Origin of the sequence: Paludisphaera rhizosphaerae (genome assembly GCF_011065895.1) — a bacterium.
Taxonomy (GTDB): Bacteria; Planctomycetota; Planctomycetia; order Isosphaerales; family Isosphaeraceae; genus Paludisphaera; species Paludisphaera rhizosphaerae.
Window position 1 is genome coordinate 46729 of record NZ_JAALCR010000016.1, and the last position, 26930, is coordinate 73658.

General features: G+C 65.4%; 20 protein-coding genes. 5 read left to right on the forward strand and 15 right to left on the reverse strand.

Translation table 11 applies throughout. The features are described from left to right. Nucleotides 1-132 precede the first annotated feature (132 nt). From G5C50_RS20395 to G5C50_RS20405, 3 genes are read left to right on the forward strand one after another with little or no spacing between them, the layout of a single operon-like run. The gene (locus G5C50_RS20395) at nucleotides 133-1644 is read left to right on the forward strand and encodes a circularly permuted type 2 ATP-grasp protein (RefSeq protein ID WP_165072378.1); all 1512 of its coding nucleotides are present in this window, start codon (nucleotides 133-135) and stop codon (nucleotides 1642-1644) included. A gap of 1 nt (nucleotide 1645) precedes the next feature. Continuing rightward, on the forward strand, nucleotides 1646-2599 hold the full coding sequence (locus G5C50_RS20400; protein WP_165072380.1) for an alpha-E domain-containing protein: 954 nt from the start codon (nucleotides 1646-1648) through the stop codon (nucleotides 2597-2599). A gap of 37 nt (nucleotides 2600-2636) precedes the next feature. Continuing rightward, nucleotides 2637-3632, forward strand: coding sequence for a transglutaminase family protein (locus tag G5C50_RS20405; protein WP_165072382.1), 996 nt, complete (start codon nucleotides 2637-2639; stop codon nucleotides 3630-3632). A gap of 13 nt (nucleotides 3633-3645) precedes the next feature. On the opposite strand, the gene G5C50_RS20410 is transcribed toward G5C50_RS20405, so the two are convergent. The 7 genes from G5C50_RS20410 to G5C50_RS20440 all read right to left on the reverse strand — a co-directional run bounded on the left by G5C50_RS20410 (nucleotide 3646) and on the right by G5C50_RS20440 (nucleotide 12797). Further along, nucleotides 3646-4872 (reverse strand): glycosyltransferase, encoded by a 1227-nt coding sequence (locus G5C50_RS20410; protein WP_165072384.1) that lies wholly within the window; start codon nucleotides 4870-4872, stop codon nucleotides 3646-3648. Beyond that, complete coding sequence (locus G5C50_RS20415; protein ID WP_165072386.1) at nucleotides 4869-5366, reverse strand: hypothetical protein; 498 nt, start codon at nucleotides 5364-5366, stop codon at nucleotides 4869-4871. Before G5C50_RS20415 ends, G5C50_RS20410 begins: the two co-directional genes overlap by 4 nt. Continuing rightward, complete coding sequence (locus tag G5C50_RS20420) at nucleotides 5353-5793, reverse strand: hypothetical protein (protein ID WP_165072388.1); 441 nt, start codon at nucleotides 5791-5793, stop codon at nucleotides 5353-5355. Before G5C50_RS20420 ends, G5C50_RS20415 begins: the two co-directional genes overlap by 14 nt. A gap of 27 nt (nucleotides 5794-5820) precedes the next feature. Beyond that, a complete protein-coding gene (gene larC / locus G5C50_RS20425) occupies nucleotides 5821-7050 on the reverse strand; it encodes a nickel pincer cofactor biosynthesis protein LarC (protein ID WP_165072391.1) in 1230 nt (409 codons plus the stop codon). Between the two features lie 99 nt (nucleotides 7051-7149). Beyond that, nucleotides 7150-7977 (reverse strand): HD domain-containing protein, encoded by an 828-nt coding sequence (locus tag G5C50_RS20430; RefSeq protein ID WP_165072393.1) that lies wholly within the window; start codon nucleotides 7975-7977, stop codon nucleotides 7150-7152. 89 nt (nucleotides 7978-8066) lie between these two features. Beyond that, on the reverse strand, nucleotides 8067-9158 hold the full coding sequence (locus G5C50_RS20435; RefSeq protein ID WP_165072395.1) for a DUF937 domain-containing protein: 1092 nt from the start codon (nucleotides 9156-9158) through the stop codon (nucleotides 8067-8069). Nucleotides 9159-9350: 192 nt separating this feature from the next. After that, nucleotides 9351-12797: an MFS transporter gene (locus tag G5C50_RS20440; protein WP_206107778.1), complete on the reverse strand. Its 3447-nt coding sequence runs from the start codon at nucleotides 12795-12797 to the stop codon at nucleotides 9351-9353. 247 nt (nucleotides 12798-13044) lie between these two features. On the opposite strand from G5C50_RS20440, the gene G5C50_RS20445 reads away from it, so the two are divergent. After that, entirely contained in the window at nucleotides 13045-14043 is a 999-nt protein-coding gene (locus G5C50_RS20445; protein ID WP_165072397.1) for a GDP-mannose 4,6-dehydratase, read from the forward strand. 83 nt (nucleotides 14044-14126) lie between these two features. On the opposite strand, the gene G5C50_RS20450 is transcribed toward G5C50_RS20445, so the two are convergent. From G5C50_RS20450 to G5C50_RS20485, 8 genes are all read right to left on the reverse strand, one after another. Beyond that, the gene (locus G5C50_RS20450; protein ID WP_165072399.1) at nucleotides 14127-15491 is read right to left on the reverse strand and encodes a hypothetical protein; all 1365 of its coding nucleotides are present in this window, start codon (nucleotides 15489-15491) and stop codon (nucleotides 14127-14129) included. Between the two features lie 584 nt (nucleotides 15492-16075). Next, nucleotides 16076-17011, reverse strand: a complete 936-nt coding sequence (locus G5C50_RS20455; protein WP_165072401.1) for a beta-propeller domain-containing protein — start codon at nucleotides 17009-17011, stop codon at nucleotides 16076-16078. 28 nt (nucleotides 17012-17039) lie between these two features. Next, a complete protein-coding gene (locus G5C50_RS20460; protein WP_165072403.1) occupies nucleotides 17040-17711 on the reverse strand; it encodes a TIGR00266 family protein in 672 nt (223 codons plus the stop codon). A gap of 10 nt (nucleotides 17712-17721) precedes the next feature. Continuing rightward, complete coding sequence (locus G5C50_RS20465; protein ID WP_165072404.1) at nucleotides 17722-18408, reverse strand: TIGR00266 family protein; 687 nt, start codon at nucleotides 18406-18408, stop codon at nucleotides 17722-17724. 24 nt (nucleotides 18409-18432) lie between these two features. Next, the gene (locus G5C50_RS20470; protein ID WP_165072406.1) at nucleotides 18433-19095 is read right to left on the reverse strand and encodes a TIGR00266 family protein; all 663 of its coding nucleotides are present in this window, start codon (nucleotides 19093-19095) and stop codon (nucleotides 18433-18435) included. 128 nt (nucleotides 19096-19223) lie between these two features. Continuing rightward, complete coding sequence (locus G5C50_RS20475) at nucleotides 19224-21770, reverse strand: sodium-translocating pyrophosphatase (protein ID WP_165072408.1); 2547 nt, start codon at nucleotides 21768-21770, stop codon at nucleotides 19224-19226. 185 nt (nucleotides 21771-21955) lie between these two features. Continuing rightward, on the reverse strand, nucleotides 21956-24637 hold the full coding sequence (locus G5C50_RS20480; RefSeq protein WP_165072410.1) for a M14 family metallopeptidase: 2682 nt from the start codon (nucleotides 24635-24637) through the stop codon (nucleotides 21956-21958). A 195-nt stretch (nucleotides 24638-24832) separates the two neighbouring features. After that, complete coding sequence (locus G5C50_RS20485; RefSeq protein ID WP_165072412.1) at nucleotides 24833-25114, reverse strand: hypothetical protein; 282 nt, start codon at nucleotides 25112-25114, stop codon at nucleotides 24833-24835. Between the two features lie 570 nt (nucleotides 25115-25684). Here G5C50_RS20485 and G5C50_RS20490 point away from each other — a divergent pair. Further along, nucleotides 25685-26917 carry a hypothetical protein gene (locus G5C50_RS20490; RefSeq protein ID WP_165072413.1) on the forward strand — a complete coding sequence of 411 codons (1233 nt, stop codon included), beginning with the start codon at nucleotides 25685-25687 and terminating at the stop codon, nucleotides 26915-26917. The last annotated feature ends 13 nt before the right edge of the window (nucleotides 26918-26930 follow it).

Below are 26930 nucleotides of genomic sequence, written 5' to 3' on the forward strand. Positions count from 1 at the left end.
GCTGACGATCTCGGTGGCCCCCGCCCCCGACGGCCCACACACCACCTCTCCCACGCCATAATCTCGTTCCCACGCGCTCTGGTTCGTGGGGTCTTCCACTTCGCGCAAACCCGGTCCGCCGAATCGCCGCCCATGCAACCGACCCATTCGGAAGAGAGCGCCGCGCTGTTCAGTGGATACGACGTCGCGGCCTACGACGAGATGTTCGGAACGGAGAACTCCGTTCGGAACCACTACGCCCCGCTCTACGACCGCCTGAACAACCTGGGACCCGCCGAAATCGAGCGGCGTCACAAGGTGGCGGATCTTACGATGCGCAACCAGGGCATCACCTTCACGGTCTACGGCCGCGACCAGGGGGTGGAACGAATCATCCCCTTCGATCCGATACCCCGGCTGATCTCCAGCCAGGAATGGGACCGTATCGACCGCGGGCTCAAACAGCGCGTTCGCGCCCTTAACCTGTTTATACGCGACGTCTACCACAACCGTTCGATCCTGAAGGATCGGATCATCCCCGCCGAGTTGATCTTCGGAGCCTCGGGGTATCGTCGCGATTGCGTCGGCCTGCGGGTTCCCAAGGACATTTACGTCCACGTCTCGGGAATCGACCTGATCCGCGACGCCTCCGGCGAGTATCTCGTTCTGGAGGACAACTGCCGCACCCCCTCGGGCGTCAGCTACGTCCTCAAGAACCGGCAGGTGATGAAGCAGATCTTTCCGTTCCTGTTCGAGGAATACAACGTCCGCCCGGTCGACGACTATACGGACATCCTGCTCTCCGTCCTGCGGAACATCGCCCCCGACGGCTGCGACGATCCCTCGGTCGTCGTGCTGACGCCGGGCATGTACAACTCGGCCTATTACGAACATAGCTTCCTGGCCCGTCAGATGGGCGTCGACCTCGTCGAGGGCCGCGACCTTGTATACGACCGGGGACAGATCTTCCGGCGCACCACGCGAGGGCTGCAACGAGTCGACGTGATCTACCGTCGCCTCGACGACGACTTCCTCGACCCGCTGGCCTTCCGACCGGACAGCATTCTGGGCGTCGCCGGCTTGATGGGGGCTTACCGCGCCGGCAACGTCGGCCTGGCGAACTCCCTCGGAACCGGGGTGGCCGACGACAAGGGGATCTATCCGTTCCTCCCCGACGTCATCAAGTACTACCTCGGCGAGGTGCCCATCCTCAACAACGTCGAGACGTTCCGGCCGCTGATTCCCTCTCACCGCCAGCACATCCTCCAGAACCTCGAGTCGCTGGTGGTGAAGGCGGTGGACGCCTCTGGCGGGTATGGGATGCTCATCGGCCCATCCTCGACCAAGGCTCAGCGAGAAGAGTTCCGCCGCAAGATCGAGGACAATCCACGGGCCTATATCGCCCAGCCGACAATCCAGCTCAGTCGTCATCCCACCTTCGTGGAAGGCCGGCTCGACGGCCGTCACGTGGACCTGAGGCCCTTCGTCCTCTACGGCGAGGAAATCTTCGTCCTGCCTGGCGGTCTGACTCGGGTGGCCCTTCCTAAAGGGAGCCTGGTGGTGAACAGCTCGCAGGGAGGCGGCACCAAGGACACCTGGGTCCTCCACGACTCGGCCGATCATCGCCGGGCGTCGGGGCGGCCGACCGCCGGGGGGAGGGCCTGAGATGCTCAGCCGTGTCGCCGAGAGCCTGTACTGGATGGGGCGATATATCGAGCGGGCCGAGAACGTCGCCCGTCTGCTCGACATCGGCCTGTTCATGGAACTCGACGCCGACGTCGGGCTGGACGAGGGGCTCGGGCCGGTTGAAATCGCGCTCACGATCCTCGCCTGCCGCGACGCATTCCCCATGGAGGTCGGCCCGCCGTCGCGCGAGGCCGTCCTGCGCTTCCTCACGTTCGATCGGAGCAACTCGCAGTCGATCCTCAGCATGATCGCCCGCGCCCGCGAGAACGCCCGAGGAACTCAGGAAGCCATTGGCGTCGACGTCTGGAGCGAGGTCAACCGCCTCTACCTGTTCCTCGGCGGCACGCGCGCCCAGAAGCGGTTTGTTCGCGAACCATCCAGCCTCTTCAACTACATCAAGAACTCATGCCTGCTGATCGACGGCATGATTCAGAACACCTTGCCGCGGGACGAGGTGTTCCATTTTCTGGAGTTGGGTCGGCACCTGGAGCGGATCGACGTACTTTGTCGAATCCTTCGCGCCAAGTGTCCAGGGTTGAGCAAGCCGATCAACGGTGAAGACTCGCCGATGCATCTCGTCCACTGGACGAGTCTGCTGCGAAGCTGCTCCGCCCACGGCCCGTTCCTCCGCTCCGAACGCGAACGCGTCGAGGCGGAAGGGGTCATCCGGTTCCTCGTTCTCGATTCCGACTTCCCCCGATCCATCCGCTACGGGGCCGCTCGCTGCCACGAGTCGCTGGAGGCGATCTCCGGCGGCGACGAGGAAGCGTACGGCTGCGAGGCCGAGCGGATCCTCGGCCGCCTCGAAAGCGACCTGCGCTACCTCGACGTGGCGGAGATTTTCGATCGCGGTCTGCTCCAGTTTCTGGACTCTCTCCAGATCTCGTGCCACCGCGTCAGCGACGAGATCCAGCGCTCCTTCTTCCTGATGTAACCCGAACGACGTCGACGAGCCGAGGGGGCGAATCCCAATGCTGCTCCGCGTTCAGCACGAGACGAAGCTGACCTACTCCAACGACGTCGCCGAGACCGTCTTCGAGGTCCGCATGGGTCCTCCCTCCGAGGAGGATCAGACCTGTCTCGGATACCGTCTGCGGATCACGCCGGCCTCGCCGGTCACCGTCTATCAGGACGGCTTCGGCAACCGCGTCGATCTTTTCAATCTTTACGCCCCTTATCGCGAACTGCTGATCCGTGCGACCAGCGTGGTTAGGACCCATCGCACAGCCGGGGGACCCAGGCTCGCCGAGGTTCCCTTCGAGCCCGAGGCCGAGGAATTCCAGGCCATCGAGGCTCTGGAGTATCGGCTTCCAACCAGTCTCGTCGGCCGCAGCGCTGAGCTGACCAGCTTTGTTGAAAGCATTCCTCAACCGTCCGGCTCGCTGCTGGAAGTCGTCGAGCAGTTGATGTCGGCCACGCGTTCGCGGCTGATCTATGAGAAGAAGGTGACCTCCGCGCGGACGCCGGTCGACGAGGCGCTGGCGCTGGGGAGGGGAGTCTGCCAGGACTTTGCTCACCTGTTCCTCGGCGCATGTCGGGGCTTCGGACTCCCGGCCCGCTATGTCAGCGGCTACATCCACGAGCCTGGCGAGATCGCGACCCATGCCTGGTGTCAGGTCTGGGCCGGTCGGAACGGCTGGGTCGACGTCGACCCGACCCGCGGCGAGATCGTCGGCGACGACTACGTCCGCATCGCCCTAGGTCGCGACTACCTCGACGTTCCTCCCAACCGAGGCATCTACCGCGGACAGTCCGACGAAACGATCAACGTCGCGGTGAAGGTGGAGAACATCCAGCGGATGCCCTCCGACTGGGGCGAATGGTCGGAAGGCTCGGACGCGCCCTGGTCGGCGGCCTCGTGGATCCAGTCGGAACGCCAACATCAGCGTGGGCGTCTCTCACAGATGCTCTCGCAGTCGCAGGCCACCTTCCGGCAGCAGCAGAGTCAGCAACAGCAGACTCCGTAACGGGGAAAGTCCCTCAAACCCCGGCGGCGGCCTCGTCGGCTTCCCGATCTCCGGTCTGGGAGATCGAAGCGTCGTAGCTCGTGCCGCGCCACGCGACCTTTCCGGTGAAGCACATCCAGATCGCGCGGATCAGGATGTAGTCGGTGATGAGGTTTCCCAGAGGGAACGTGGCCACGTATTTCGAATCAGGCACCGAGACGTCGTAGACCAGGCGGAACACCGCGTACATCAAGGCGTGGTGAGCCAACGACAGACCCAGCAGCCACCACGCGAAAACGCCCCCCCGACCGCTCCCCAGCATTCCCATGGCCACGAGCAGGACGACGTGGCCGCTCTGGCAGAAGACGAGCGGGTCCAGGAGTTTCAGGAGGAGCCGCCAGGGTTTTCGGTCGAGCGCGTCGAAGAAGATCCGACTCCATCCCCGGACGAGTTGCCCCAGCGAGGCGTACATCCGGCACGAGATCAGCCCCTTGGTGATCCCCAATCGAATCGGCATTCCCAGGCCCTTGACCTTCTGGGCCATGCCGATGTCCTCGACGAACCGATCACGAACCGCGCGATGACCGCCGGCCGCGTCGTAGGCGGCTCGGGTGACGAGGATCGACTGCCCGTTGGCGAAGGCCAGCGGACAGGCGTCGTCGTTGATCTTGCGGGGGGGGAACGACGTCATCAGGACGATCCCCGCCAGCGGCTGGACGACCTGCTCCCAGAACGTCTCGCAACGCAGCTCCGGGAGGACGCTCACCAGCGCTGCGTTGTTCGACCGGGCGTATTCGAGCATCACGTTCAGAAAGCCTGGCTCGGGCTTCACGTCGGCGTCCAGGAACCAGAGCCATTCGCCGCGGGCCGACGCTGAATGTCGATGCAGAACGTACGTCTTCCCCGTCCACCCCGGCGGCAGCCGATCGTTCTGGAGGACGCGTATGCGCGGATCCGCCGCCTCGTGGCGACGCGCGATCTCCAACGTCCGATCTTGACTGCGGTCGTCGACGATCAGGATCTCCAGGTCGGGATACTCCTGGGCTCGAACGGCCGATAGGCACTCGTCGAGCATCGCCTCCTCGTCCTTCGCCGGGATGATCGCGGAGACGAGGGGATGGGCCGCACTCGCAAGTCGCGGCGAGTCGGGCGTCAGGGGGCGGTCCTGGCCGAGAATGATCTTCAGGGCGATCCAGCGGAGGGGCCAGATCAGGATGATCGCCGCGTAGGCGTAAAGGATATACGTCTCAACGCGGGTCATCGAGGGACCTCCGCCTCATCATTCATCGGCTCGTCGAAGCCTTCCAGGTCGATGGCTCTCGGCAGGGCGAGCCGCCCCAGGACCATCGCCCCCAGCCAGAATGGAGCGACGCCTCCCAGGCTTGGGTCGATGAGTATTCCATAGGCGAGCCCCAATGGCAGAGCGCACCAGCCAAGGACCGCCGTCCCCACTCGGGAAGTGAAATACCGCCGTGCTCGCGTCGTGGGGGGCTCGAGCCGCCGTCGCCCCCCAAGCTGCCTGAGGACCAACATCGCGAAGGCGAAGAGTCCGAACAGCCCTCCGAGCAACACCTTCTTGAGCAACCCCCGATCGAGGTCCGTCTCGATCCCCTCCCAGCGTCTCAGGAGCAATCCTGTCGCCGCGATGGCGAGGCCGTCGACGATCATGACGTTGAGGACGACGGACCGCGTGCGTTCCAGGCATCGGGAAGCGGAGGGTTCCAGCCCGTTCGAAGTGGAGTCAGGGAGAGTCATGGCGTCCCTGCGTCCGAGAAGCCTGATGCTGTCGGTAGAGTCCAGCGATCACCTCGATCTGTCCGATCGGTCGGCCGGTCTCGCGGGCGATCTCCTGGGGCGAGCGACCAGCCTGGATGAGCGCCCAAACGTCGCCGTGCTTCTCGGCCAGGTTGGCCGCGTCGTCAGGGGATTCCGCCGCCGTCAGGTCGGGGACGGAGATCAGGTCGTCGATCACAGCCGGCCCCTTGCGCGAGTTGACCGACGCATCGTGTTCCAGCCGTCGCAATTCATAGGCGAGTTGCACCAAACGCTGCTCGGTCGCCTCCTGGGCGCGAACCAGGCCGTCCATTCTCCGGACGAGGTACAGACCCGTGCCGGCGGAGAGAACCACCAGCGCCAGCAGGCTTCCCAGGCACGTAGCGACCCAGAAGTATGACTCCGACATGTTCAACCGGTCCTTCCCGCCGTCCGGTCAATGAGCGTGAGGGTGCTCGTGGTCCTGGGGCGTCGTGTGGGGGGGCGAGAGAGCCGCTTCGGTCGTCCTCCGAGCGTAGGCCGCGTGGGCCGCGTCGAAGACCTGGCGAAGCGGGACGCCGTGCTCGGAGGCGATTCGAGCGCAGTCGTCGTACTCGGCGCTGAAGGTCGGCGGCCGGTTATCCAGCCAGCCGAGTTTCCCACGGACGACGCCGAACTCCGTCTCGACCTCGACGGCCTTGCGATTCAGTTTATGACGACTGACTGGGAACCGACGGACTCCCAGCGTGGTCGTCTCACGGAAGAGGATCTCCTCCATCGCGGGGATCTTGGTCTCGTCGCAGAGTACGCTGACCATCACGCCCGGTCGGTTCTTCTTCATCTGAATCGGCGTGGTGAAAACGTCGAGCGCGCCGGCTTCCATCAGTTTGATCGTCGTGTATCCGACAACCTCGCCGGGCAGGTCGTCGAGGTTCGTCTCCAGCATGAAGACCCGGTCCGCATTGGGCGAATCAGCCAGGACGCCGACGAACAGCCGCAGGATGTTCGCCTGGCCGGCGACTTCTCGGGTCCCCGCGCCCAGCCCGATCGACTCGACGGTCAGCGGGGGGAGGGGGCCGAACCGTTCAGCGATGGTGGTCACGATCGCGGCGCCTGTCGGGGTGGTCATCTCCATCTCGATCGGCGAGTCGGCCAGGGGAACTCCCTTGAGGATCTCGGCCGTCGCCGGCGCGGGGAGGGGCATCCGGCCATGTTCGGCCTTGATCCACCCGCGACCCGGAGGAACCGCGCTGCATTCAAAGCGGTCGACGCCCAGAAGATCCAGACCGACGGCTGAGCCGACGATGTCGATGATCGAATCGACCGCGCCGACCTCGTGGAAGTGGATCTTCGCAAGGTCGACGCCGTGGACTCGCGCCTCCGCTTCGCCCAGCTTCAGGAAGATGCTGCGTGCCAGTTCTTTCTGAGAGGCCGTCAGCGAGGCCTTGTCGATGATCGACTCGATTTGCCGCCAGTGGCGATGGGCGTGTTCACGAGGCGTCTCGACACGGGCGTAGGTGGCTCGGAAGCCTCCGCGACGCACGGTCTCGAATGACAGTTCGCCGGGCAGTTCCAGGCTCTTGACGGCCTGGACGATCGCCCGGCCGTCGACCCCGGCGTCGACCAGCGCTCCGAGCGTCATGTCGCCCGAAACACCACTGAAACAGTCGAAATAGCCGACGCGCACGACCCGGCTCCTCATCCCAGTTACTGACGCTCGAAGGACTTCCATTCTATCCCCGACGACGCCGGTCGCAACCCGCCGTCGACTCGGTTAGCGCGGCCTTCAGGCGTCGAGGTACTCCTCGCCTTCCAGCCCTTGGATGTATTCGAGGGCTTCTTCCAGCGTTACGACGTCGACGCCGGTCGCGCGACCGGCGTCGTCGCATTCGCGGAGAAGTTTCAGGTCATCGGCGTACTCGGACTCGTCAATCTCTCGACGCTGCTTCGCCCCCAGAGCGCGGCGGCGGTCGGGAAGGAGGTCCATGTGGTGAGCGATCAACCAGAGGGTGCGCTCGGTCACTGCGCCGCGGAGACCGTCGACGGCTGCTGCGACGTGGTCCTTGGGATCGATCGCCTTGCCCACGTCGTGAAGCAGAGCGGCCAGAAGGAACTCCTCGTCGTAGGGGTGGGCTTCGCGGGCGAGTTGGAAGACCTGCAGGCTGTGGTAGAGGGCGTCTCCCTCGGGATGCTTGGCGGGATCCTGCTTGACCGACTCGAGAGGGCCGAGTCTCAAGCGATAGACGGCGAAGCGATCGATCGACTCAGCGAGCGAGGCCGCGGGCGGGGGTTCGTCGTTCTCGTCCTCCGACTCGGTTTCCTCTTCTTCCTCGTCGGACCGCTGTTTCTGGAGGAAGACGAGTTGATCGCGAACCTCGTCGTCCGAGGGGAGGTCGCCGGGGCGGACGCGATGGCCCAAAACTGCTGCCGCCTTGCGTTTGGCGGCGTAATAGTCGGCCTCCGAGGCGGTCTGGAGCTGGTCGAGCGGGATCGGATCATCTCGGCCCACGTTAAAGGCGTCGAGCATGCGCCGGGCGGCCTCAAGCGCGATCTGTTGTCGCAGTCGAGAGGTGGCGGGGCCGTTTCGAAACTGTCGTTTGTACTTGTCGTGCATGATCGGCGATTCTACCAAAAAGCCGGGGCCCGCCGATCCCCCGAAGGAGGAACGGCGGGCCGGCGTCGAGTCGCCGCGAAGATCGAAGCTCAGACAGAGAATCCGACAAGCTTCGCGATGATCGCGTCGAGGATCGGCTTCAGCTTCTCGCCCACGCCGGGGATCTCCAGCACCTTGGCGACGACGCCCTTGAGGGTGTCGAGGTGATCGACGGTCACCTTGGCGACTGTCGCCTTGGCTTCGGCGGGAATCTTGTCCCACAGGGCCTTGACCGTATCGAGTTCCGTGCTCAGGGCGGTGAGTTTGGGAGCCTCGGCCTCAGCGGTCGGCACGTCCTTGACGAGGGCGAGCGCGTTGGTGACGCCCGTATAAACTTCGGTCAGCCCCTTCGACACCGCGTCGACCGTCGGGATCGCGAGCTTGGGCTCGGCCGGAGCGATTTCCACAGGAGTGAGCGGCTTGGGGGCTTCGGCCGACGGTGTGGTGGCCGCCGCTGGCGCAGGAGCAGGGGCGGGCGCGACCGGCTCTTCCGCCGGCTTCATGAAGAAATATAGGCCCGCGGCGATCAGGCCGAGCGCCAGCAAGGGGAGCAGCCAGCCGGGCAGGGCGGGTTCCTCGACCTTGGTCGTCGTCACGTGTTTCGTCGTCGGCGTCGAGGAGGGCGGGGAGGTCAGGTCGGCGAGCGACAGGCCGGCGGGAATGGCCTTGGTGATGTTGGGCTTTTCGGCCGTCAGTAGGCTCGTCAGGTTGGCCGGTGTGAGACCGCCCTTCCCCTTGAGCTGGGCGGCCAGGACGCTGAGGATCAAGGGGCCGACGTAGCTCAGCAGGGTCTTGATCGCCGGCAATCCGATGCCCACGAATTTCGACAGAATGTTGAGCAGGGTCGAGAGGTTCGGGCCCAAAAGCGAACCCAGAATGTCGCCGCCGGAGGGAGGTGTTGGAGTCGCCCCCGGGGTCTTCAGCGTGGCGACGGGATCGGTTCCCTCAAAGTCCCTCAGGGCGCCCAGCAGTCCGTCGAGGCCCTTGCCGCTCAGGGCGGAGTTCGCGATCATCGCGAGGACCGACGGGATTGCGGCGTTGGTCGCCGTCCGCGTCTTCTCCGACGACTCTCCGATCACGCCGCTCAGCTTGTCCAGGACCTCGCTGGTCAGTTGGCTCTTGATCAGGTCGACGATGCTCATGTTCGTTAGCTCCCGATGTCGATCCAGGTGCGCTGACGATTCGATGTGATGCACGAGACTCGACGACGACGTCGTCGATAGATTTGACGCTTGTTAGCATTTGTTACTCTGCGCAGGGGCCGGAGCAAGGGGCCGCTCCCCCTGTCACCGCATTTTCACGAACTTTGATTGGCGCTTCTCGAGTGCGTGTGCCTATGCTTGCGACGCCGTCGGAACCTTTGCGGCCAGGGCCTCCTCGGCGACCTTCTGGACGGCGCGAAGGTCGAGCTTTCCACTTCCGAGCATGGGGATTTCATCGACCTTCACCATGTTCTCTCGACGCGGGATGAAGAGGTTCGGGAGGCCCATCTGGGAGAGCCGCTTGAGGGCCTCATCGACCTTGGCGTCGTCGAGCGTCGTCAGCACGACGAGTTTCTCGCCCTTCTTCGCGTCGCCCAGGGCGGTGACGGCGAACTGCTGGGTCTGCGATCCGACCGCTTCGTGGAGAGCCTCCTCGACGCGGCCGTGAGGCACCATCTCGCCGCCGATCTTGGAGAACCGCGAGAGCCTTCCCGTGATCTTCAGGAACCCGTCTTCGCTGAGCATTCCCTGGTCGCCCGTGTTGTACCAGCCGTCGATGAACGCCTTCTCGGTGAGATCCGGCCTGCCGAGATATCCCGACATCACGTTCGGGCCCTTCACGAGGACGAGCCCTTCTTGATTGGCCCCCTGGGTCTCATAAGTCGTCGGGGATACGACTTTGACCGCCACGCCGGGGATCGGCTGGCCGACGGTTCCGCGCCGGCATCCCGGCTGGAAGAACCCGGGGGCTCGGTAGTCGAACGTGTTCACGGCGACGAACGGCGAACACTCCGTGACGCCGTACCCTTCCATCGGCCGGATTCCGAAGCCGTCCTCGACGGCCGCCGCCAGCGAGTTGGGGAGCCGCTCCGCGCCGGCGAGCACCAGTCGCAACGATCCGAACTGCGATGGCGGCACGCGACGAAGGTAAAGCTGCAGAAACGTGGGCGTCGCCATGAGGACGGTGACGCGGAACTTCTCCACAAGTTGTCCCACCGCCACGGCCTCCAACGGCGAGGGGTGGAAGGCCGAGCCCATGCCGGTCGTTTTCCCGAACCAGAACATCGAGTACCCGAAGGCATGGAACATCGGCAGGATCATCGCCAGCCGATCGTGGGGCAGGATGCGGTACGTCCGCCTGGTCGATTCGATGTCCGAAACGATGTTGTAGTGCGTCAGCGGCACGCCCTTGGGGTCGCCCGTGCTGCCGCTGCTGAAGATGATCGTCGCGATGTCGCTCAACTCGACGGGTCGCCTCGCTCCTGCATAACGCTCCATTCGACTGATCGGTGCGAACAAGGCGACCGCCAGCGCCCGAAGCCGGTCGCCTCGGGTGATTCCGGCCATCTCGTCCTCGGCGAAGATCAAATCAACGCCTTCGGGCGCTTCCAGCTTTCCCTTATCCAGGAATCGCTTGCTGGTGATCAGAGTCTTGAGCCCCGACTGTCGCGCGGCCGACTCCATACCCGCTCGCCCCGCCGTGAAATTCAGATTCACGACCCCCTTGCCCGCGAAGGACGCCGCCAGGTTGATCACGGCGGAACCGATGCTCGCCGGCAGCAGCACACCGACGTTCTCCTGCCCCTCCCACCGCGGCTGGATCCGCTTGCCGAATGCGAGCGCGGCGGCGAGTGCCTTGATGTACGACAACGACGGCCGTTGCAGGTCCATCAGGGCCCCGCGGAAGGGATGTCGACGGACCTGTCGGACGAAGCCGTGGTGCAGAGGACGGCAGTCGACCTTGCGGAATTCCCAGGCGTCGTAGTCGAGCTGGCGGATCGCCTGGCGGATGTCGAACAGCGAGGCTGTGGAGGGCATCGGCGCGCCGACGGAGACGGTCACCGGGAAGGGGATGCGGTCGGGAATCCTCCTGCCGCTGATCGGTGCGAAGATACTCTCCTGAAGCCGGTCCAGGTGGATCGGGATGATCGGCGTCGTCCGGTTCTTGACGATGCGCAACAGCCCTCGCTGGAACGGGCCGATGAGGCCGGTGCGAGTCAACTGCCCCTCGGGGAAGATGCAAACGAGTTCCCCCGCGTCCAGCGCCCGGCCAGCTTCTCGGAACGCTTGCAGGATCATCCTCGGCCCCCGCGAGCCCGAGATCGGGATCGCCCGCATCGTCTTCAACAGGCGGCCGATGATCGGCTTGTCGAAGTACTCCGCGTAGACGACGAACCGCACCGGCCGATCCGAGAGCATCATCAGGAAGAGGCCGTCGGCAAACGAGACGTGATTCGGGACGAGCAGCGCTTGCCCCTTCTGGGGAATGTTCTCAAGGCCGACGAACTTCACGCGGTACGTCGTCCCGGCCATGCTCAGCAGCAGGAACCGGAAGAAGGCCTCCGGGACCAGCGAGAACGCCCAGAAGAAGCCGCCCGCGAGACCGATGCCGATGAGCAGGAAGACCGCCCGCCCGGAAAGCCCCGCGGCTGCCAGCCCCAGCGCCAGCAGCGAGCCGCCCAGCATCCCGGCGTAGACCAGGGTATTGGTGGTCGCGATCACGGCACCTCGACGATCCGCGGGTGACCGCCACTGGATCAGGGCGTTCAGCGGAACGAGGAGGAACCCGGCGAAGAAGCCCAGAAGCCCCATCAGCAGAATCGTCCCATTAAGCTGCGGCCCCCAGGCCGCGAACGTGATCGCCGAAGCCGCCATCCCCAACGCTCCGAGCGGCAGCAGCCCGTACTCAACCTGCGAGCCCGAAAGTCTCCCAGCCAGGTAGCAACCGATCCCGATTCCGATCCCGAGCGCCGCCAGGGGCATCGTCGCGTGGGATTCATCGAGTCCGAGGACGAGCTTTGCGTAGGGAAGCACGGGCGCCGGGATCAAGCTGGCGATGCTCCAGACGATCACCTGGCCGACTACGGCCAGCCGGAGCACGCGATCGGCCCGCATGGCGTCGAACGCCATTTTCAGGGTCTCGGCCAGTCCCCCCGCCGATCGTGCCGCCGGCCTTGCTGGGATCCGCAGGGCGGCGACCAGACCGATCGCCGACAGAACCGCCAGAGGAAGGGCCGCGAGCCATGGGCGTCCTTTGGTGTACTGGAAGAGAGGAGCCGCGGCGACCGTCCCGGCGATGATCGCGACGTTCGTCAGCATCTCCATCAGGCCGTTGCCGCGTGAGAGCTGCTCGTGCGGCACGATCTCGGGGAGAATTCCGTATTTCGCCGGGCTGTACAGGGCGGATTGGACCCCCAGGAGCCCAAGGACCATCAGTGCGGGCCAGCCACCGGTCGGATGGATCAGCACGACGAGCGTGCCGAGGACCATCAGCGCGAGTTCAGCGATCTTCATCCAGACGATGATCGATTGCTTGCCGACTCGATCGGCCAGGACGCCGGCCGACGGAGAGACGAGGAGCAGCGGCGTCATCAGGACGATCTGGGCGATCGCCATGCTGCGCTGGCCTTCGCTCTCGGTCGCCGCCGCGGCGAGCCCCAGAAGGACGACCAGCTGTTTCCAGGCGTTGTCGTTGAAGGCGCCCAGGAACTGGGTCGTCAGCAGCCCGCGGATGGCCGTAAGGCCGTTCGGACGCGTCGACTGGTCCTGGAAAACGTTCGCGTCCGCCGCGTCAGCCATCGACCGGGCTCCTGGTGCAGGTGTTCATGCCGCGCCGGACGGTCGCCGACGGTCAGCGCAACGACTGGGGAGCATGCGCCACGTTGGGAATATGTTCAAGCCCGGCTCGCTTGAGACAGCCGCGCCGTGGATTTCCGCCGTCGGGCCCGTTCCGTCGACGGCCGGTGGGCGATACGCTGGAATTGGGACGCGGCGACCGCGATTGGGGCGGGGCCGCGCAGTCGGTGCGAACGGGGGCGGAGGTTCCATGCGCGTGCTCATTACCGGGGGGGCCGGATTCATCGGCTCGCATCTGGCCGACGCCTACCTGGCTCGGGGCGACGAGGTGTTCATCCTCGACGACCTGTCGACCGGGAGCATCGACAACATCCGCCACCTGCGCGAGCGCCCGAACTTCCACTACACGATCGAGAGCGTACACCACGGCCCCACCGTGGCGGAACTGGTGGACCAGTGCGACGTCGTCTTTCACCTGGCCGCCGCGGTCGGCGTTCGCCTGATCGTCGAGAGCCCCGTCCGAACGATCGAGACGAACGTTCATGGGACCGAAGTCGTCCTGGCGGCGGCGAATAAGAAGAAGAAGAAGGTGCTCGTCGCCTCGACCTCGGAAGTTTACGGCCTGAGCGAGGCCGTCCCGTTTCGCGAGGACGGGAATCTCGTTCTGGGCGCCACCAGCAAGGGGCGTTGGAGTTACGCCTGCTCCAAGGCGATCGACGAGTTTCTCGCCCTGGCCTACTGGCGCGAGCGCAAGCTGCCGACGATCCTGGTCCGCCTGTTCAACACGGTCGGCCCCCGCCAGACGGGCCAGTACGGCATGGTCGTACCGACGTTCGTCAAACAGGCGCTCACCGATCGACCGATCACGATCCACGGCGACGGCGACCAGTCGCGATGCTTCACCGACGTCTCCGACGTCGTCGCCGCTCTCGTCGGCCTGATGGACCACCCCGGCGCGGTCGGCGAGGTCTACAACGTCGGCTCGAACGAGGAGGTGACGATCCGGCAACTTGCCGAGCGCGTCCTGAAACTGACCGGGTCGTCCTCCGAAATCGTCCACATCCCCTACGAACAGGCCTACGGCGACGGCTTCGAGGACATGCCCCGGCGCGTCCCCGACATCGCCAAGATCCACGCCCTGATCGGCTACCAGCCGAAAAAATCGCTCGACCAGATCCTCGAAGGGGTCATCGCCTACTTCCGCGACGCCCCCTCCGCACCGACCCGACCGGCGCCGATTGCGGGGTGAGCCTTCCCTCACGAACGGCCAGCCCAACGCGCTTGCCGTTCGACCCCTGATCGACCGAATTGTCAAAGAGCGATTCCCCCGCCTCAGACCGCCGTTCTGGGGCGGGTTCGTTTGCGCGGCGACGGAACGGCGATTATCGACGTAACTTCATGTTCAACCGACGCTTCAATCGCGGCGGCGTTGGGTTCGTTCGTCGCCTTTTGGGAAGCGGCGAAACGTGCCGTATGAAAGTCGCGACGCTTCGCGGTCGCCCCGGCTGTTTCGGGCGAGTCTGATCCACGACGGCCTTCCCCCCTGGAGGGGGAAGGTGGCCCGCAGGGCCGGATGAGGGGGACGACCGGCTTCGCGTTCGGGGAGTCCGTCGGATCGGACGTGTTCGCGACGGCGGTCGTCCCCCTCATCTGATCGCTCCGCGATCTGTCTTCCCCCTCCAGGGGGGAAGACGTTTTATGATCATGCTTCGCCGCGTCCTTCCGCATCTTCGTCAGCGTCTGCACCGCCCGAAACAACTCGCGCGCCCGCGCCGACTGGTATCGCCGCAGCCGCTCACCCTCGACGCCGGGCAGGAACGAGGCCGCTTCCGCTCGCTCCAGAGCGTCGTCCCCCTCAACCTCCTCCAACTCGGCCAACCGCTCGCTCAGGCGGTCGGTTTCGCCGTCGACGACCGCTCGCAACGTCGCCCGCGCCTCGTCCTCGTCGGCCGGCGGAGGGGCCAACTCGCGCCAGTGCTGCCACTGGCTGTAGGTCGGGTCGTGGAACGGCGAGTCCCGCCGCAACCGCTTCCAAAATCCGACGCCGCCGTCCTCCTCCAACTCCTCCCAGGCCAGGAAGATCGCGTTCAAGGCCGGGTCATCGACGGCGTCGCCCGCCTGCTTTCCCAGCAGCCTGACGAATTTGTATTTATCTGAATATGTGAACAAATGACCGTCGTCGATCAAGGTGCGGATCTCTGCCCAGCGGTCGAGCATCCAGCGCACGCCCTCGGGCGAGTCCTCCAGCGTCGCGACGATCGCCGCCGGTTCGTCGTCCGACGGCGGGGCCGCCTTGCCGGAGGCGAAGCTGCCGACGATCGCGAACAGCCTCTGCCCCAGCGCGGCGACCTTCGCCGCCCCCTTCGCCCGCGACGTCAGCATCGCCCTCCGCACCCGCCTCGCCAGCAGCGCCGCCTCATACCGCTCCGCCCGCTCCAGCGCCCACGAAGCCTTCGCCGCCCTCTCGACCAACTCCCGTTCGATGGCGTTCTGCGGCTCCCAATCCTCGACCCAGAGATTGACGCGAGCCTCCAACTCGGCCGGGTCCTCGTGCGGCAGGACCGGCCCGTTCTTCGACCGCATCCCATGCTTCAAAGCGTTCATCCGAGCCCGCGCCTTGCCGGCGTCGGACTTCGGCCCGGTCGATTTCTGCGCGTTCGCGCGATTGGCGCGGATCTGAGCCTCGGTAGCGGCCATGGCGGGAGTCTCCTCGGTCATTGCGGCGGGGATGTCACCTAGGAGGGACGATCCGCACGACGAGCGAGATGATTCCGATTGCCGAGACTTTTCACGCGCCGCTTCGGCCGACAAATCCGCATGTGCCGGTCGCCCTGGGTGCCGTGGCCACGCTTGCGTGGCCATGAACCGGCGTGGGAGAGTTGCAAGAGCGACGGCGATCGCATGGCCACGCAAGTGTCACGCGACGTCAAGTTATGCCGGCGAGTACGTCGGGTGGTTTGCCGCGATGAAGCCCGAAGAGAGTGGCTCTCTCCTTGGCATCTGAGATCCGAGCGTCAAAATCGAGAAACCGGGTGGTCCGGGCGGCTCGCCCGGACGTCGCTAGCCGTGGATCGAAGACGTCCGGGCGAGCCGCCCGGACCACCCTCTCGGTCATCCCCGGAAGCCGGGCAATTGATTCCGACGTCTCTCGCGGCAAACCAACTGGCGGGTCCCCCGGGAAAGCTTGACGACGCGTGACACAAGCGTGGCCATGGCACCCGTGCGCAAAGGAGCACTTACGGCTGCTGATTGAGTCGAGCGAAGAGCATCCGAAGCCGACTTCACTTTGACGCCGTCGGCGCATCCAGGACGACTGCCGCGGCCAGGTCGTTGCCGAAGGTTTTGAAGTCCTTCAGTGTCCAGACGACCTTCTTGTCGCGCGTGACCTCGATGAGCTGCGGGTTCTCGGGGCCGGCGTGGGTGTTGCCGAAGACGATGTTCCCGTTCGGTCGGACGGCCAGCGACGTGACCCATTGCAGACGGATGCCCGGCAGTTCGTTCTGGCCGACGCTCCAGACGACCTTGCCGGCGGGGTCGACCTCGATGACGCGGTTGCCGTTGCCTGTGGCGATCAGCGTGTTGCCGCTGGCGAGTCGGAGGGCGCCGAAGACCTCGGCGCCGTGTCCGCCGTGGCCGGAGGTTGCGGGGCGGCCGTCGAGATCAAGCTTGTACGACCAGACGATCGAGCCGTCGGGGGCGTACTCGTTGACCGCGCCGTCGAGTTCCTGGCAGACCAGGTAGTGGCCGTTGGGGAGCTTGCGAACCAACCGCGTGTCGCGGTGGGAATTCGGCTTCTGAACCTTCAGGTCGAGCGAGTGGACGATCTCCCCCGAACGGTTCACCTCGATGATCCGCTTGTTGCCGCTCTCGGCGATCATCGTCAGTCCGTCGTCGAGCCGCTGGACGGCGTGGACCTCGATTGGGCCGTCGTAGCCGGGCTTTGGCCTGGAGGTGTAGCTCCAGACGATCTCCTTCGCGGGGTTGAGCTCGACGACGGTCGCCGCGCCGGTGTGAGTCAGGATGTTGCCGTCGGGGAGCACCTGGAGATCATGGACCTGGCCTTTGATCGGCATCTCCCACTCGACTTTCCCCTGGCCGTCGACGATGGACAGCCGACCTCGATCCGCGCCGAGCACCCGCCGGCCGGCGGCCTCCTGAGCGTCCGCCTGAAGGCCGAGGAGCAGTCCGGAGAGGAGGAGTGCGATTCGTGCCGGCATCGTGATTCTCGTCCGTGGGGAGGTTGGGTCAGTCGTCGTTCTTCTGCTTGACGGGTCGGAAGGGGTGGACCCAGTTCGCGAAGGCCTGCGGGCTTCTCGACTGGACCCAGAGGCGTCCTCGTCCTGAGAACCGGATCAAGAGTTGATCCGAGAACAGGAAGGAACGCACACGGCGGGCCCGAGTCACACGATACTGGAGCGAAGGCTCCCAGGCCACCGCGAAGCCGCTGTCGACGATGTACTCGCCGTCGACGTCGATCTCGTAGACCGCGCCGTAGGCGCCGAAGAAGAGCAGGCCGGTTCCCGAGGCATGCAGCGTGAACAGGCCCTCGCTGAACATCCCCTTGAGCCCCTGCCAGCGCGTGTCGAGCCGAACGCCCGGGGAAGAAGCCAGGTAGGCGCCTCGCTCCAGGAGCAGCTCCCCGCGAAGCTCGTAGGCGACGACGTCGCCGGCCGATCCAGGGGCGAAGGCCACGCGACCGGGGCCGTGATCGGCGGTGTAGGTGTTCTGGAAGAGGCTCTCGCCGCCCATGACTTTCCGCTTGAGGCCCGCCATCAGGCCGCCCCGGGTGGAGGTCTCAACGCGGAGGTTGGGCGTCATCCAGGCCATCGCGCCGGACTCGGCGACGACGGACTCGCCCGGCTTCAGGTCGATCTCCAGAACGCTGTAGGTCGGCTCGCAGGTGATCTCGTAATCCATCGAAGTCCCCTTACGAACGAGGCGACAGCATTGAGCCGACCCGACGGCCGAACGAGTCCGAGTTGTGCGACTGGACGAGCAGTCGACCGCGTCCGGTGAAGTGGAGCACGACCCCTTCGCCGGCCAGAAAAGACTGGAGCCATGACCCGCCGAGCTTCCCCGGCGAGTAGCTCAGAGTTTCCTCATAGGCGACGACATGCCCGGTGTCGACCGTCAATCCGCCCTCGACCTCGACCTCCACGATCCTTCCAAACGCCGAGACCAGGAACGGCCCCGCGCCGGTGAGCCGGACGAACGAGAGCGACTCGCCCGTGAAGAAGCCCTTGAAGCCCTGGAACTGGGAATCGACGTCGATCGTCGAGGCCGAGCCCAGGTAGCTTCCCCCGGCGCAGAGCCAGGGGACGGAGCCGTCCATGTCGACGCGGAGGACGTCGCCCATCTGGACGGGCGCCAGGCCGACGTGCCCTGGCCGGCCGTCGGTCGTTCGGTAGGTCGAAAGGAAGAAGCTCTCGGAGGCGAGCAACCGCTTCAGGCCGCCGAGGATTCCGCCCGAACTGCGTGCGCGGGTCGTCACGTCGATGTCGACGTTGTCCGAGGCGACGTACATCGCGCCTGCTTCCGACACGAACGACTCGCCGGGCTTCAGATGAACCAGGGCCGACGCGAAGCCTCCCTGGTCGGGGATCTCGATCTGCATCGGAACTCCGGGGCAGGGTCAGGGTCAGGAGGGGAGGAAGGGCATGATCCAGCCCGCGAGGCTGGGGACCGTCCGCGTCTGGAGAAACACCTTGCCGCGGCCTTCGAGACGAAGGACCAGACCCTCTCCCGAGAAGAAGGTCTGTTTCAGCCCCCCCATGCCGCCGACCGTGTAAGAGAGCGACGGCTCCCAGGCGACGAGGTGGCCGGTATCGACCACGAGGGCTCCGTCGACCTGACGCTCGATCACCCCGCCGTAAGCGTTGAAGAAGAGGTCGCCCATGCCGGAGCATTCCAGGAAGAACGCTCCTTCACCCGAGAAGAACGCCTTCAAACCGCCGAAGCGCGTCTGAAGTTGAACGCCCGGCGTGCAGGCGAGGAACGACCCGGCGGTCAGGATGAACGAGTCCCCTTTGAGCCGACGGTGCAGAACCGAGCCGGGCTCCGAGGGCGCGAAGGCGACGGCGCCTCGCTCGCCGTAGGCTGAGTACTCTCCGACGAAGAGCGACTCGCCGCCGACGACCCGGCGGATCGCGGCCTGGAGCAGGCCGCCGATCAATCGGCTTTGCATCTGGAGGCCGCTGGCCATCCAGCTCATCGCGCCGGCCTCGGCCAGGATCGATTCGCCAGGAGCCAGCGTGACTTCCAGGCGTCCGTAGTCGGTGTTGCCGACGACTTCGAATTCCATGACGCTCCCTGAAGAGAGGATCGAGCGGCGGAAACACGCAGAGTCAAACGCCGCGACTATCGATTCGCGTCCCTCCGCCGCTTATTGCGGAAGGGACGCGAAATCGAGTCGACGGAACCGCGACCCTCTCAGCCTTCGGTCTGGCCGACGGCGACGGCGCCGAAGAGGGCTTCGTTCTCGGGGGACTTGTCGCGGCCGGTCTGGCTGTCCTCGATCCGCATGCCGTAGAAGCTGCGAATGACGAAGAAAAGAGCCGCCCCAAGCAGTGCGGCGGCGAGGGCGATCCGCAGCCCGGCGGGGACGCGCTGAGCCAACTCGACGGCGAGGAGGCCGAAGAGGGTCGCGAACTTGATGATCGGGTTCATGGCCACGCTGGAGGTGTCCTTGAACGGGTCGCCGACGGTGTCGCCCACGACGGTCGCCGCGTGCAGCTCGGTCCCCTTCTCGCGGAGGTCGGTCTCCACGATCTTCTTGGCGTTGTCCCAGGCGCCGCCGGCGTTGGCCATCGAGATCGCCTGGAAGAGCCCGCTGAGGGCCAGGCCGATCAGGAAGCCGATGAAGAAGAAGGGCTCGACGAACGCCGCCGCCAGCGTGATGAAGAAGATCGTCAGGAAGATGTTGAACATGCCGAGCTGGGCGTATCGCGTGCAGATCGCTACGACTCGCTTGGAGTCCTCGACGCTCGCCTTGGCGGAGCCGTCCAGCTTCATGTTCCGACGGATGAACGCCACCGCGCGATAGGCGCCGGTGATCACGGCCTGGGTGCTCGCCCCGGTGAACCAGTAGATCACCGCCATGCCGAAGATCATGCCGAGCAGGAACGGCGGATGGAGGATCGAGAGATTCTCGACCCGCGCCGGGATCAGCTTCAGCGTCTTCGTGACCGGATCGACCTCGCCCGCGAGCTGGACGACGATCGAGAAGATCATCGTGGTCGCCCCGACGACGGCAGTCCCGATGAGCACGGGTTTCGCCGTCGCCTTGAAGGTGTTCCCCGCGCCGTCGTTCTCCTCCAGCAGCAGCTTGGCGTGCTCGAAGTCGGGCTCGAAGCCGTAGTCGCGTTTGATTTCCTCGACGATGCCCGGCTCCTGCTCGATCAGCGACAACTCGTAGACGCTCTGGGCGTTGTCGGTGACGGGGCCGTAGCTGTCGACGGCGATCGTCACGGGTCCCATGCCCAGGAAGCCGAACGCGACCAGGCCGAAGGCGAAGACCGCCGGCGCGAGCATCAGGTCCTGGGGGAAGAGCAGGCTGACCCAGTAGGCGATCGCCATCAGGCCGGCGATCACGATCCCGCCGACCCAGAAGGCCGAGAAGTTCCCCGCCGTGAGGCCGGACAGGACGTTCAGCGAAGCCCCGCCCTCGCGGCTGGTGCTGACGACTTCCTTCACGTGGATCGACCCCGTCGAGGTGAAGATCTTCGTCACCTCGGGGATGATCGCCCCGGCCAGGGTGCCGCAGGTGATGATCGTCGCCAGTTGCCACCAGAGGTTGCCGTTCCCCGCGACGTTCGGGATCAGGGCGATGCTCGCGGCGTAAGTGGCGATGATCGACAGGATGCTCGTCACCCAGACCAGCCCGGTGAGCGGAATCTCGAAGTCGAAGTGGCGGAGGTGGACGAACCGCTTCGTGGCGATCGCCTCATTGACGAAGTACGAGACGCCGCTGACCACCACCATCAGGACCCGCATCGCGAAGATCCAGACCAGCAGGTCCACCTGGACCTCCGGCCGATTGACGGCCAGCAGGATGAAGGTGATGAGCGCGACGCCCGTGACGCCGTAGGTCTCAAAGCCGTCGGCCGTGGGGCCGACCGAGTCGCCGGCGTTGTCCCCGGTGCAGTCGGCGATGACGCCGGGGTTGCGGGCGTCGTCCTCCTTCACGCCGAAGACGATCTTCATCAGGTCGGCGCCGATGTCCGCGATCTTGGTGAAGATGCCGCCGGCCACCCGAAGGGCCGCCGCCCCCAGCGACTCGCCGATCGCGAAGCCGATGAAGCAAGGACCGGCCAGCTCGCGAGGGACGAACAGCAAGATGCAGAGCATCATCAGCAGCTCAACGCTGATGAGCACCATGCCGATCGACATCCCGGCCTTCAGCGGGATCGAGTAGCAAAGGAACGGCTTGCCGCGGAGGCTCGCCATGCTCGTCCGGCTGTTGGCGAAGGTGTTGATCCGGATGCCGAACCAGGCGACGAGGTAGCTTCCCGCGATCCCGATCAGGCTGAAGCCCAGGATGACGGGGACCTTCACGGTTGCGGGATAATTGTGTAGCCCCTCAGCCTCTGCATTCACGTGGCCTTCAGACAGGAACCCGAAGTAGGCCACGATGACCGCCGCGATGAACGCCCAGAGCACGAGGATGAACTTCCCCTGATGCAGCAGGTACGTCTTGCAGGTGGCGTAGATCAACTCGCTGACCTCGCGCATCGTCCGATGCACCGGCAGCCGCGCGAGCTGAATGAAGAAAATCAGCCCAAAGGCCAGCCCCAACGCGCAGACGACCAGCCCCCCGGCAAGGAGCGACCAGCCGGTGACAAGCCCGCCTAAATAAGTGCGGCTCGTGAGGTCGGGGAGGACCAGATCGGCCTCGCCGGCGAGGACGGAGTTTGGCAGCGTCAAAGCGGCGACGGAGCCGAGGACGGCCCCGGTGATTTTGCGTCGAGTGTAGGCCATGATTGTCTCGGGCATCCGGAACGAGATGTGGGGCCGGCGGACCCGCCCGGTCGATGGAGTCGATGGAGAGGCTCCTTCCCCCGGCTTGAGCTTGATGGTGAGATTATGCCGCTCACGACTAGCTCGCACAAGCTTGGGAAGAGCCTCCTTTATAGATGTCTAGGACGTGGAGGTCGTTGCGTCCATCAATGCCCTGGGCCGAAGAAGACAGCGTTCCAGAAGAATCGCTGCGTCGAGGGGGACATGGCCCGATAATTCGGATCGTCGGCGAATCCGACGACGTGGCCTTTTCCCAACTCCTGGTAGATCACGAGCGGTTTGCCGGCCATCAATTCGAGCGTCTCGGGCCAGCAGAATCCGCTCACAAGCGGATCCCCCGGCGCGATCGTCACGAGGTTCCTGCCGTCGGCCGGCTTCAACGGCGCCAGCGCGACGTCGGTGTTCAGCAGCGGCAGCACCTCTCGGGGCGAACCGAAGGTCACGAAGTGGTCGTCGTAGACGCTCGCGCGGAAGAACGCCCCGGGGACGGGATCGGGAGTTTCGCCCTCCACGTCGGTTCGGGGCTCGTCGGCGACCCCCGGTCGATCGCCCGACTTCCGCTCGGCCTTCGTCGCGGATTCGTCAGCCGACTTGGGCGCCGTTTTGAGGACTTTGGAGGCGAGCAGCCCTTGCGCCTTCTCCGTTCCCCAGGCGGCGGCCCCTTTCACGAGGATCAACGTTCCGCCCGCTTTCACCCATTCCTTGATTCGAGCTGTGAAGCCCTCGTTCAGGGGGCCGGGGTAGCGACCGTCCGGCAGGATCAGGACGTTGTATTTGCTGAGGTCGAGATCGCCGATCACGTTGCCGGGCACTCGCGTCACCGGGAAGCGCCAGACCTGGTCGAACAGGTACCAGGTGTGGCCAACGAAGGGCGAGGCCGGCCTGTCGACGAGCATGGCGACCTTCGGCGGCTTGACCCAGGAGATCCGGAAGCCCCCGAATCCCGTCCCGTCGTCGAGCAGGCCGCCGTCGGCGGACCTTGCTGAAAAGCCGAGGTCTCGGGAGAGTTCGCGGACGCGGGCGTGGAGACTCTCGGGGTTCTCGGCCGTCCGCAGCAGCAGCGTCCCCTTGGCGAACTTCTCCCCGCTCAGGCGCACGTCGTCGTCCAGAACGTGGACGCGGAAGCCCTCGCGGAGCAGGGCCGCCAGCGCAGACATGAAAGAGTCGTCCTCCGGCGGGATCAGGTAGCCGACCTTGGCTCGCTCAGGTCCTTCAACGCGACCCGTCGCGGCGGGGGAGTCGACGAGTTCGCTGGCGAGGCCGCCGGCCTCCTCGACGGCCAGCGACGTCAGGCCGTGGCTCATCGGGAGGGACCAGGCGGTCAGGTCGTAGATCTCGTCGCCCAGGCGCCGGCGCTTGCGGTCGAGCTGACGTTCACGAAACGATTGGCCCATGTCGAATCGGGCGTCGAGCAGGGCTCGGGCAAGTCGACCGGCCGGCTGCGCGAGCGGGACGTGGTAGCTCCCCGCCGGCGCGTTCCATTCCTTGAGTCCTGTCTCGGCGTCCTTCCGAGCCCGGACGGTCGCCGGGGCGGTCAGACGGCGAACCTCGATGCCGTTCTTCACGAGGAGGTCGGCGACCCTCGCCGCTCGCGCAGGAGTTTCGCCCGGGAGGATCAGGTAGTCGCGGAGCGGACCCTCTCGGCCCAGCGCCACGGCGGAGGCCCGGTATTCGTAGTAGTCACTGACGAGGTCGCGGGCGTGTTCGGCGGCCGTCTCCACCGTGGAGATCCCGCTCACGTAGTGGCGTCGGACGCCGTCGTGGAAGTGCAGCTTCGTCTCATCCTCGCGGTCGACGACCAGCCCGCGCGCCCCGGCCTGTTCCCAGAGGATGCCGATGGAACCGTGGAGCGCCGGCCAGGTGGTGCCGTAGCCGGGGTAGAAGCCGTCGTAGGTCTCTCGGCTGGTGTAGAGGAACCCATAGCCGTCGAACCGCCCCGCCTGTCGCCGGCCGAAGCGGCTGAACCAATCCCGCTGGCGGGACGTGATCAGGTCGAGGACCGGGTCGGCCGGCGGGTCGAAGTAGTATTGCTGGTTGGCCGACATCTCATGAACGTCGATCAGGACGTGAGGCTGCCACCGGAGAAAGGCGGCGATCCGGTCTCGGCTCTCCGACTGGGTTTGAAGGAACCAGTCGCGGTTCATGTCGAAGACGTAGTGGTTGTGCCTCCCCGTCGCCCACCGTTGGACGCGTTCGGCCGCGAGGGGGGAGGAATCAGGCTCGACCCCTCGGCCCTCGCGATGAAAGTTCACGAACCGATCGCGGCCGTCGGGGTTCTGCATCGGGTCGATCACGACCACGACCTTTTCCAGCAGCTTCCGCGTCGTCTCGCGACGGTCCGCCAGCAGGTGGTAGGCGGTGACCAGCGCGGCGTCCCCGGAGGAGATCTCGTCGCCGTGAACGCCGTAGGCCATCCAGACGATCGCCGGCAGCTTCTCCAGGATCGGCCGGGCGGCGTCGCGATCGAGCGTCCTTGGGTCGGCGAGCTTCAGGTTGTCGCCTCGAATCCCCTCGATACGCCTCATGTTCTCCGGCGACGCGACGACCAGGTAATACAGGGGGCGTCGCTCGATCGTCCGTCCGTAGGAAACGAGCTTCGCACGATCAGGCGCCGCGTCGGCAAGGGCGTGCAGGTAGCGTTCGATCTCCGAGACGCTCGAAACGTCTCGACCGAAAGGATGACCCACGACCTTTTCCAGCGTTGGGATCTTGGGGTCGGCGTCGACCTCGGGAATGGGCAAGAGCCAGCCGGCATCGGTGGTCCCCGGCTTCGGCGGCGATTGCGCCGAGATGCGACCCGGTACGATCAGGACGAGAAGCAGTCCCACCAAGGATCGCCTGGTCAAAGTCATCGCGTCGAGCCCTCGATCGCCCTCATATCCTTCGCCGAAACACCGCAACAAGATTAGCTCGGTCGAGGCTTCGATGGCAAGCTGCGGAGTTTAGGGTGTTTGTAAAACGAAAGAAGGCCGGGGGAGGGCCCCGGCCTTCTTTCAGCTTTCTTGTGATGCGAGCGAGGTCTGTCAGGACTTGCTCTGGATCGTCTCACCGGCCTCTTCAACCTTCTCGCCGGCCTTGTGCGTCTTGTCCTTGATCCACTCGCGGGCCTCGTGGGCCTTCTCGCTCGCAACCTGGCTGTATTCGTGGGCCTTCTCGCTGGCTTCGTGGCCCAGCTCAGAGGCCTTGTCGCCGACGGCGTGGCCGACCTGAGAAGCTTTATCGGAGATCTTCTGGCCGACCTCCTTGGCTTTCTCGGCGGCTTCACGGGCGATGTCCTTGGCTTTATCGGTCATCGATTCAGACATGATCGGCTCCCTGTTTGTGGATTGACTTCGGGGGGCCGCGTTTTTTGTGAGGGTCCATCCGAAGAACCCAGTTGGGAAACTCGCGGCCAACGAGGTTCTTAAGACGCAAAGCCGATGCCGAAGCAAGCGACGAAAGGGAAAGCCGAGCGCCGCCAAATCCTTTCATGGGCAGCGACCGCGGGGGCAATCCTGTTCAGCACGAGATTTGGGCCTCGGGAGAGGCGATAGAAACCTCGCAACTCCCCTGGTGGGAGAAGGGGGGGCAATGGCCTTCGGAGAGGCCCATGCAAGTCGTGCCGAACAGAATTGACCGCGGGGGTCGGGATTCTCCCGCGACGTTGGGAAGCCGGCTTCCCAACGAGCCGGCGGGTCATCGGCCTCATGGACTTTGCCGCGGATGAGGGCCCGCACGGCGTGAATCGGTACGGGGCGCGGCCTCGGCGCTTGCGTCGAACGGCGGCTTGACTTACAACCGATTCGGCCCCGCCGTGCGAGAGGCGGGGGCGGTTTGCGCGAGGCCTGGCGTCGGCGTTGAGTGCGCCGTCGCCGCAGACGACGAGCGAGGGTGGGATGAGCGAGCAGAACGTGGCGGCGAAGACGCGCGCGGCGCTGGACGCGGGCGAGGGGATCCTGCGACTGGCGCCGACCTGGGTGCCTCGGTCCTTTCTGATGCCGGGCGCTCGGCTGAAGCTGTCGCGGGAAGACCTCTACGCATTGGGCACCCACCGCGGCGGCATCGACGAGCGCTGGTTCGGCTCGACCACGCCGGCCGCCAACGAAGGCGCGCCTCCGGACGAGGGCCTCAGCTACGTCGTCCACGACGGCGGCAAATTCACCCTCCGAGACGCCATCTCCGCCCACGGCGAGGAGATCGTCGGCAAGGACATCTGGAACAAGTACAAGCGCTGGCCGGTCTACAGCAAGTTCTTCGACAACCTCGGCCCGATCCCCCACCACATGCACCAGTCCCAGGAGCAGGCCGAGAAGCTCGGCCTGGAGGGGAAGCCTGAGAGCTACTACTTCCCCCCGCAGCTCAACTGGACGGGGAACAACTTCCCCTACACCTTCATGGGCCTGGAGCCGGGCACCAAGAAGGAAGACGTCCGCCGCTGCCTGGAGAACTGGAACAAGGGGGACAACGGGATCCTCGACCTGTCCAAGGCCTATCGCCTCAAGCCCGGCACCGGCTGGCTCATCCCGCCCGACGTCCTCCACGCCCCCGGCTCGCTGGTGACGTATGAGCCGCAGTGGGGCTCGGACGTCTTCGGCATGTACCAGTCGCTCGTCGAAGGACGCCGCGTGCCCTGGGAGTTGCTGGTCAAGGACGTCCCCAAGGAATACCACCAGGACCTCGACTACCTCGTCGACCAGCTCGACTGGGAGCAGAACGTCGACCCTGAGTTCAAGGCGAACCACTATCTTGAGCCGATCGTCCGCTCGGGATCGGAGAAGGAAGGGTACGTCGACAAGTGGATCGTCTACGGGACGGTCGCCGGCAAGCAGGTCTTCAGCGCCTGCGAGCTGACCGTCATGCCCGGCCGCACGGCCACCATCAAGGACCCCGGCGCCTACGGCCTGACCGTCGTGCAGGGGAGTGGGTTCATCGACAAGCTCGATGTCGACAGCCCCAACTTCATCCGCTTCGGCGAGGTGACCAAGGACGAGGTCTTCGTCAGCCACAAGAAGGCCGGCGAGGGCGTCACGTTCAAGAACACCGGCTCCGAGCCCTTCGTCAGCCTCCGCTACTTCGGGCCCGACGCCCATGCCAACCTGCCCAAGATGGGCGACTACCTGAAGGTCTAAAGAACGGACTCCA

Excerpts from the sequence above, each read along its gene's own strand:
- G5C50_RS20405 (WP_165072382.1), top strand. The coding sequence starts at position 2,637 with ATGCTGCTCCGCGTTCAGCACGAGACGAAGCTGACCTACTCCAACGAC.
- G5C50_RS20455 (WP_165072401.1), bottom strand. The coding sequence starts at position 17,011 with ATGCCGGCACGAATCGCACTCCTCCTCTCCGGACTGCTCCTCGGCCTT.
- G5C50_RS20460 (WP_165072403.1), bottom strand. The coding sequence starts at position 17,711 with ATGGATTACGAGATCACCTGCGAGCCGACCTACAGCGTTCTGGAGATC.
- G5C50_RS20395 (WP_165072378.1), top strand. The coding sequence starts at position 133 with ATGCAACCGACCCATTCGGAAGAGAGCGCCGCGCTGTTCAGTGGATAC.
- G5C50_RS20470 (WP_165072406.1), bottom strand. The coding sequence starts at position 19,095 with ATGGAATTCGAAGTCGTCGGCAACACCGACTACGGACGCCTGGAAGTC.
- G5C50_RS20435 (WP_165072395.1), bottom strand. The coding sequence starts at position 9,158 with ATGAGCATCGTCGACCTGATCAAGAGCCAACTGACCAGCGAGGTCCTG.
- G5C50_RS20465 (WP_165072404.1), bottom strand. The coding sequence starts at position 18,408 with ATGCAGATCGAGATCCCCGACCAGGGAGGCTTCGCGTCGGCCCTGGTT.
- G5C50_RS20415 (WP_165072386.1), bottom strand. The coding sequence starts at position 5,366 with ATGACTCTCCCTGACTCCACTTCGAACGGGCTGGAACCCTCCGCTTCC.
- G5C50_RS20485 (WP_165072412.1), bottom strand. The coding sequence starts at position 25,114 with ATGTCTGAATCGATGACCGATAAAGCCAAGGACATCGCCCGTGAAGCC.
- G5C50_RS20440 (WP_206107778.1), bottom strand. The coding sequence starts at position 12,797 with ATGGCTGACGCGGCGGACGCGAACGTTTTCCAGGACCAGTCGACGCGT.
- G5C50_RS20475 (WP_165072408.1), bottom strand. The coding sequence starts at position 21,770 with ATGGCCTACACTCGACGCAAAATCACCGGGGCCGTCCTCGGCTCCGTC.
- G5C50_RS20410 (WP_165072384.1), bottom strand. The coding sequence starts at position 4,872 with ATGACCCGCGTTGAGACGTATATCCTTTACGCCTACGCGGCGATCATC.
- G5C50_RS20450 (WP_165072399.1), bottom strand. The coding sequence starts at position 15,491 with ATGGCCGCTACCGAGGCTCAGATCCGCGCCAATCGCGCGAACGCGCAG.
- G5C50_RS20445 (WP_165072397.1), top strand. The coding sequence starts at position 13,045 with ATGCGCGTGCTCATTACCGGGGGGGCCGGATTCATCGGCTCGCATCTG.
- G5C50_RS20490 (WP_165072413.1), top strand. The coding sequence starts at position 25,685 with ATGAGCGAGCAGAACGTGGCGGCGAAGACGCGCGCGGCGCTGGACGCG.
- G5C50_RS20430 (WP_165072393.1), bottom strand. The coding sequence starts at position 7,977 with ATGCACGACAAGTACAAACGACAGTTTCGAAACGGCCCCGCCACCTCT.
- G5C50_RS20420 (WP_165072388.1), bottom strand. The coding sequence starts at position 5,793 with ATGTCGGAGTCATACTTCTGGGTCGCTACGTGCCTGGGAAGCCTGCTG.
- G5C50_RS20400 (WP_165072380.1), top strand. The coding sequence starts at position 1,646 with ATGCTCAGCCGTGTCGCCGAGAGCCTGTACTGGATGGGGCGATATATC.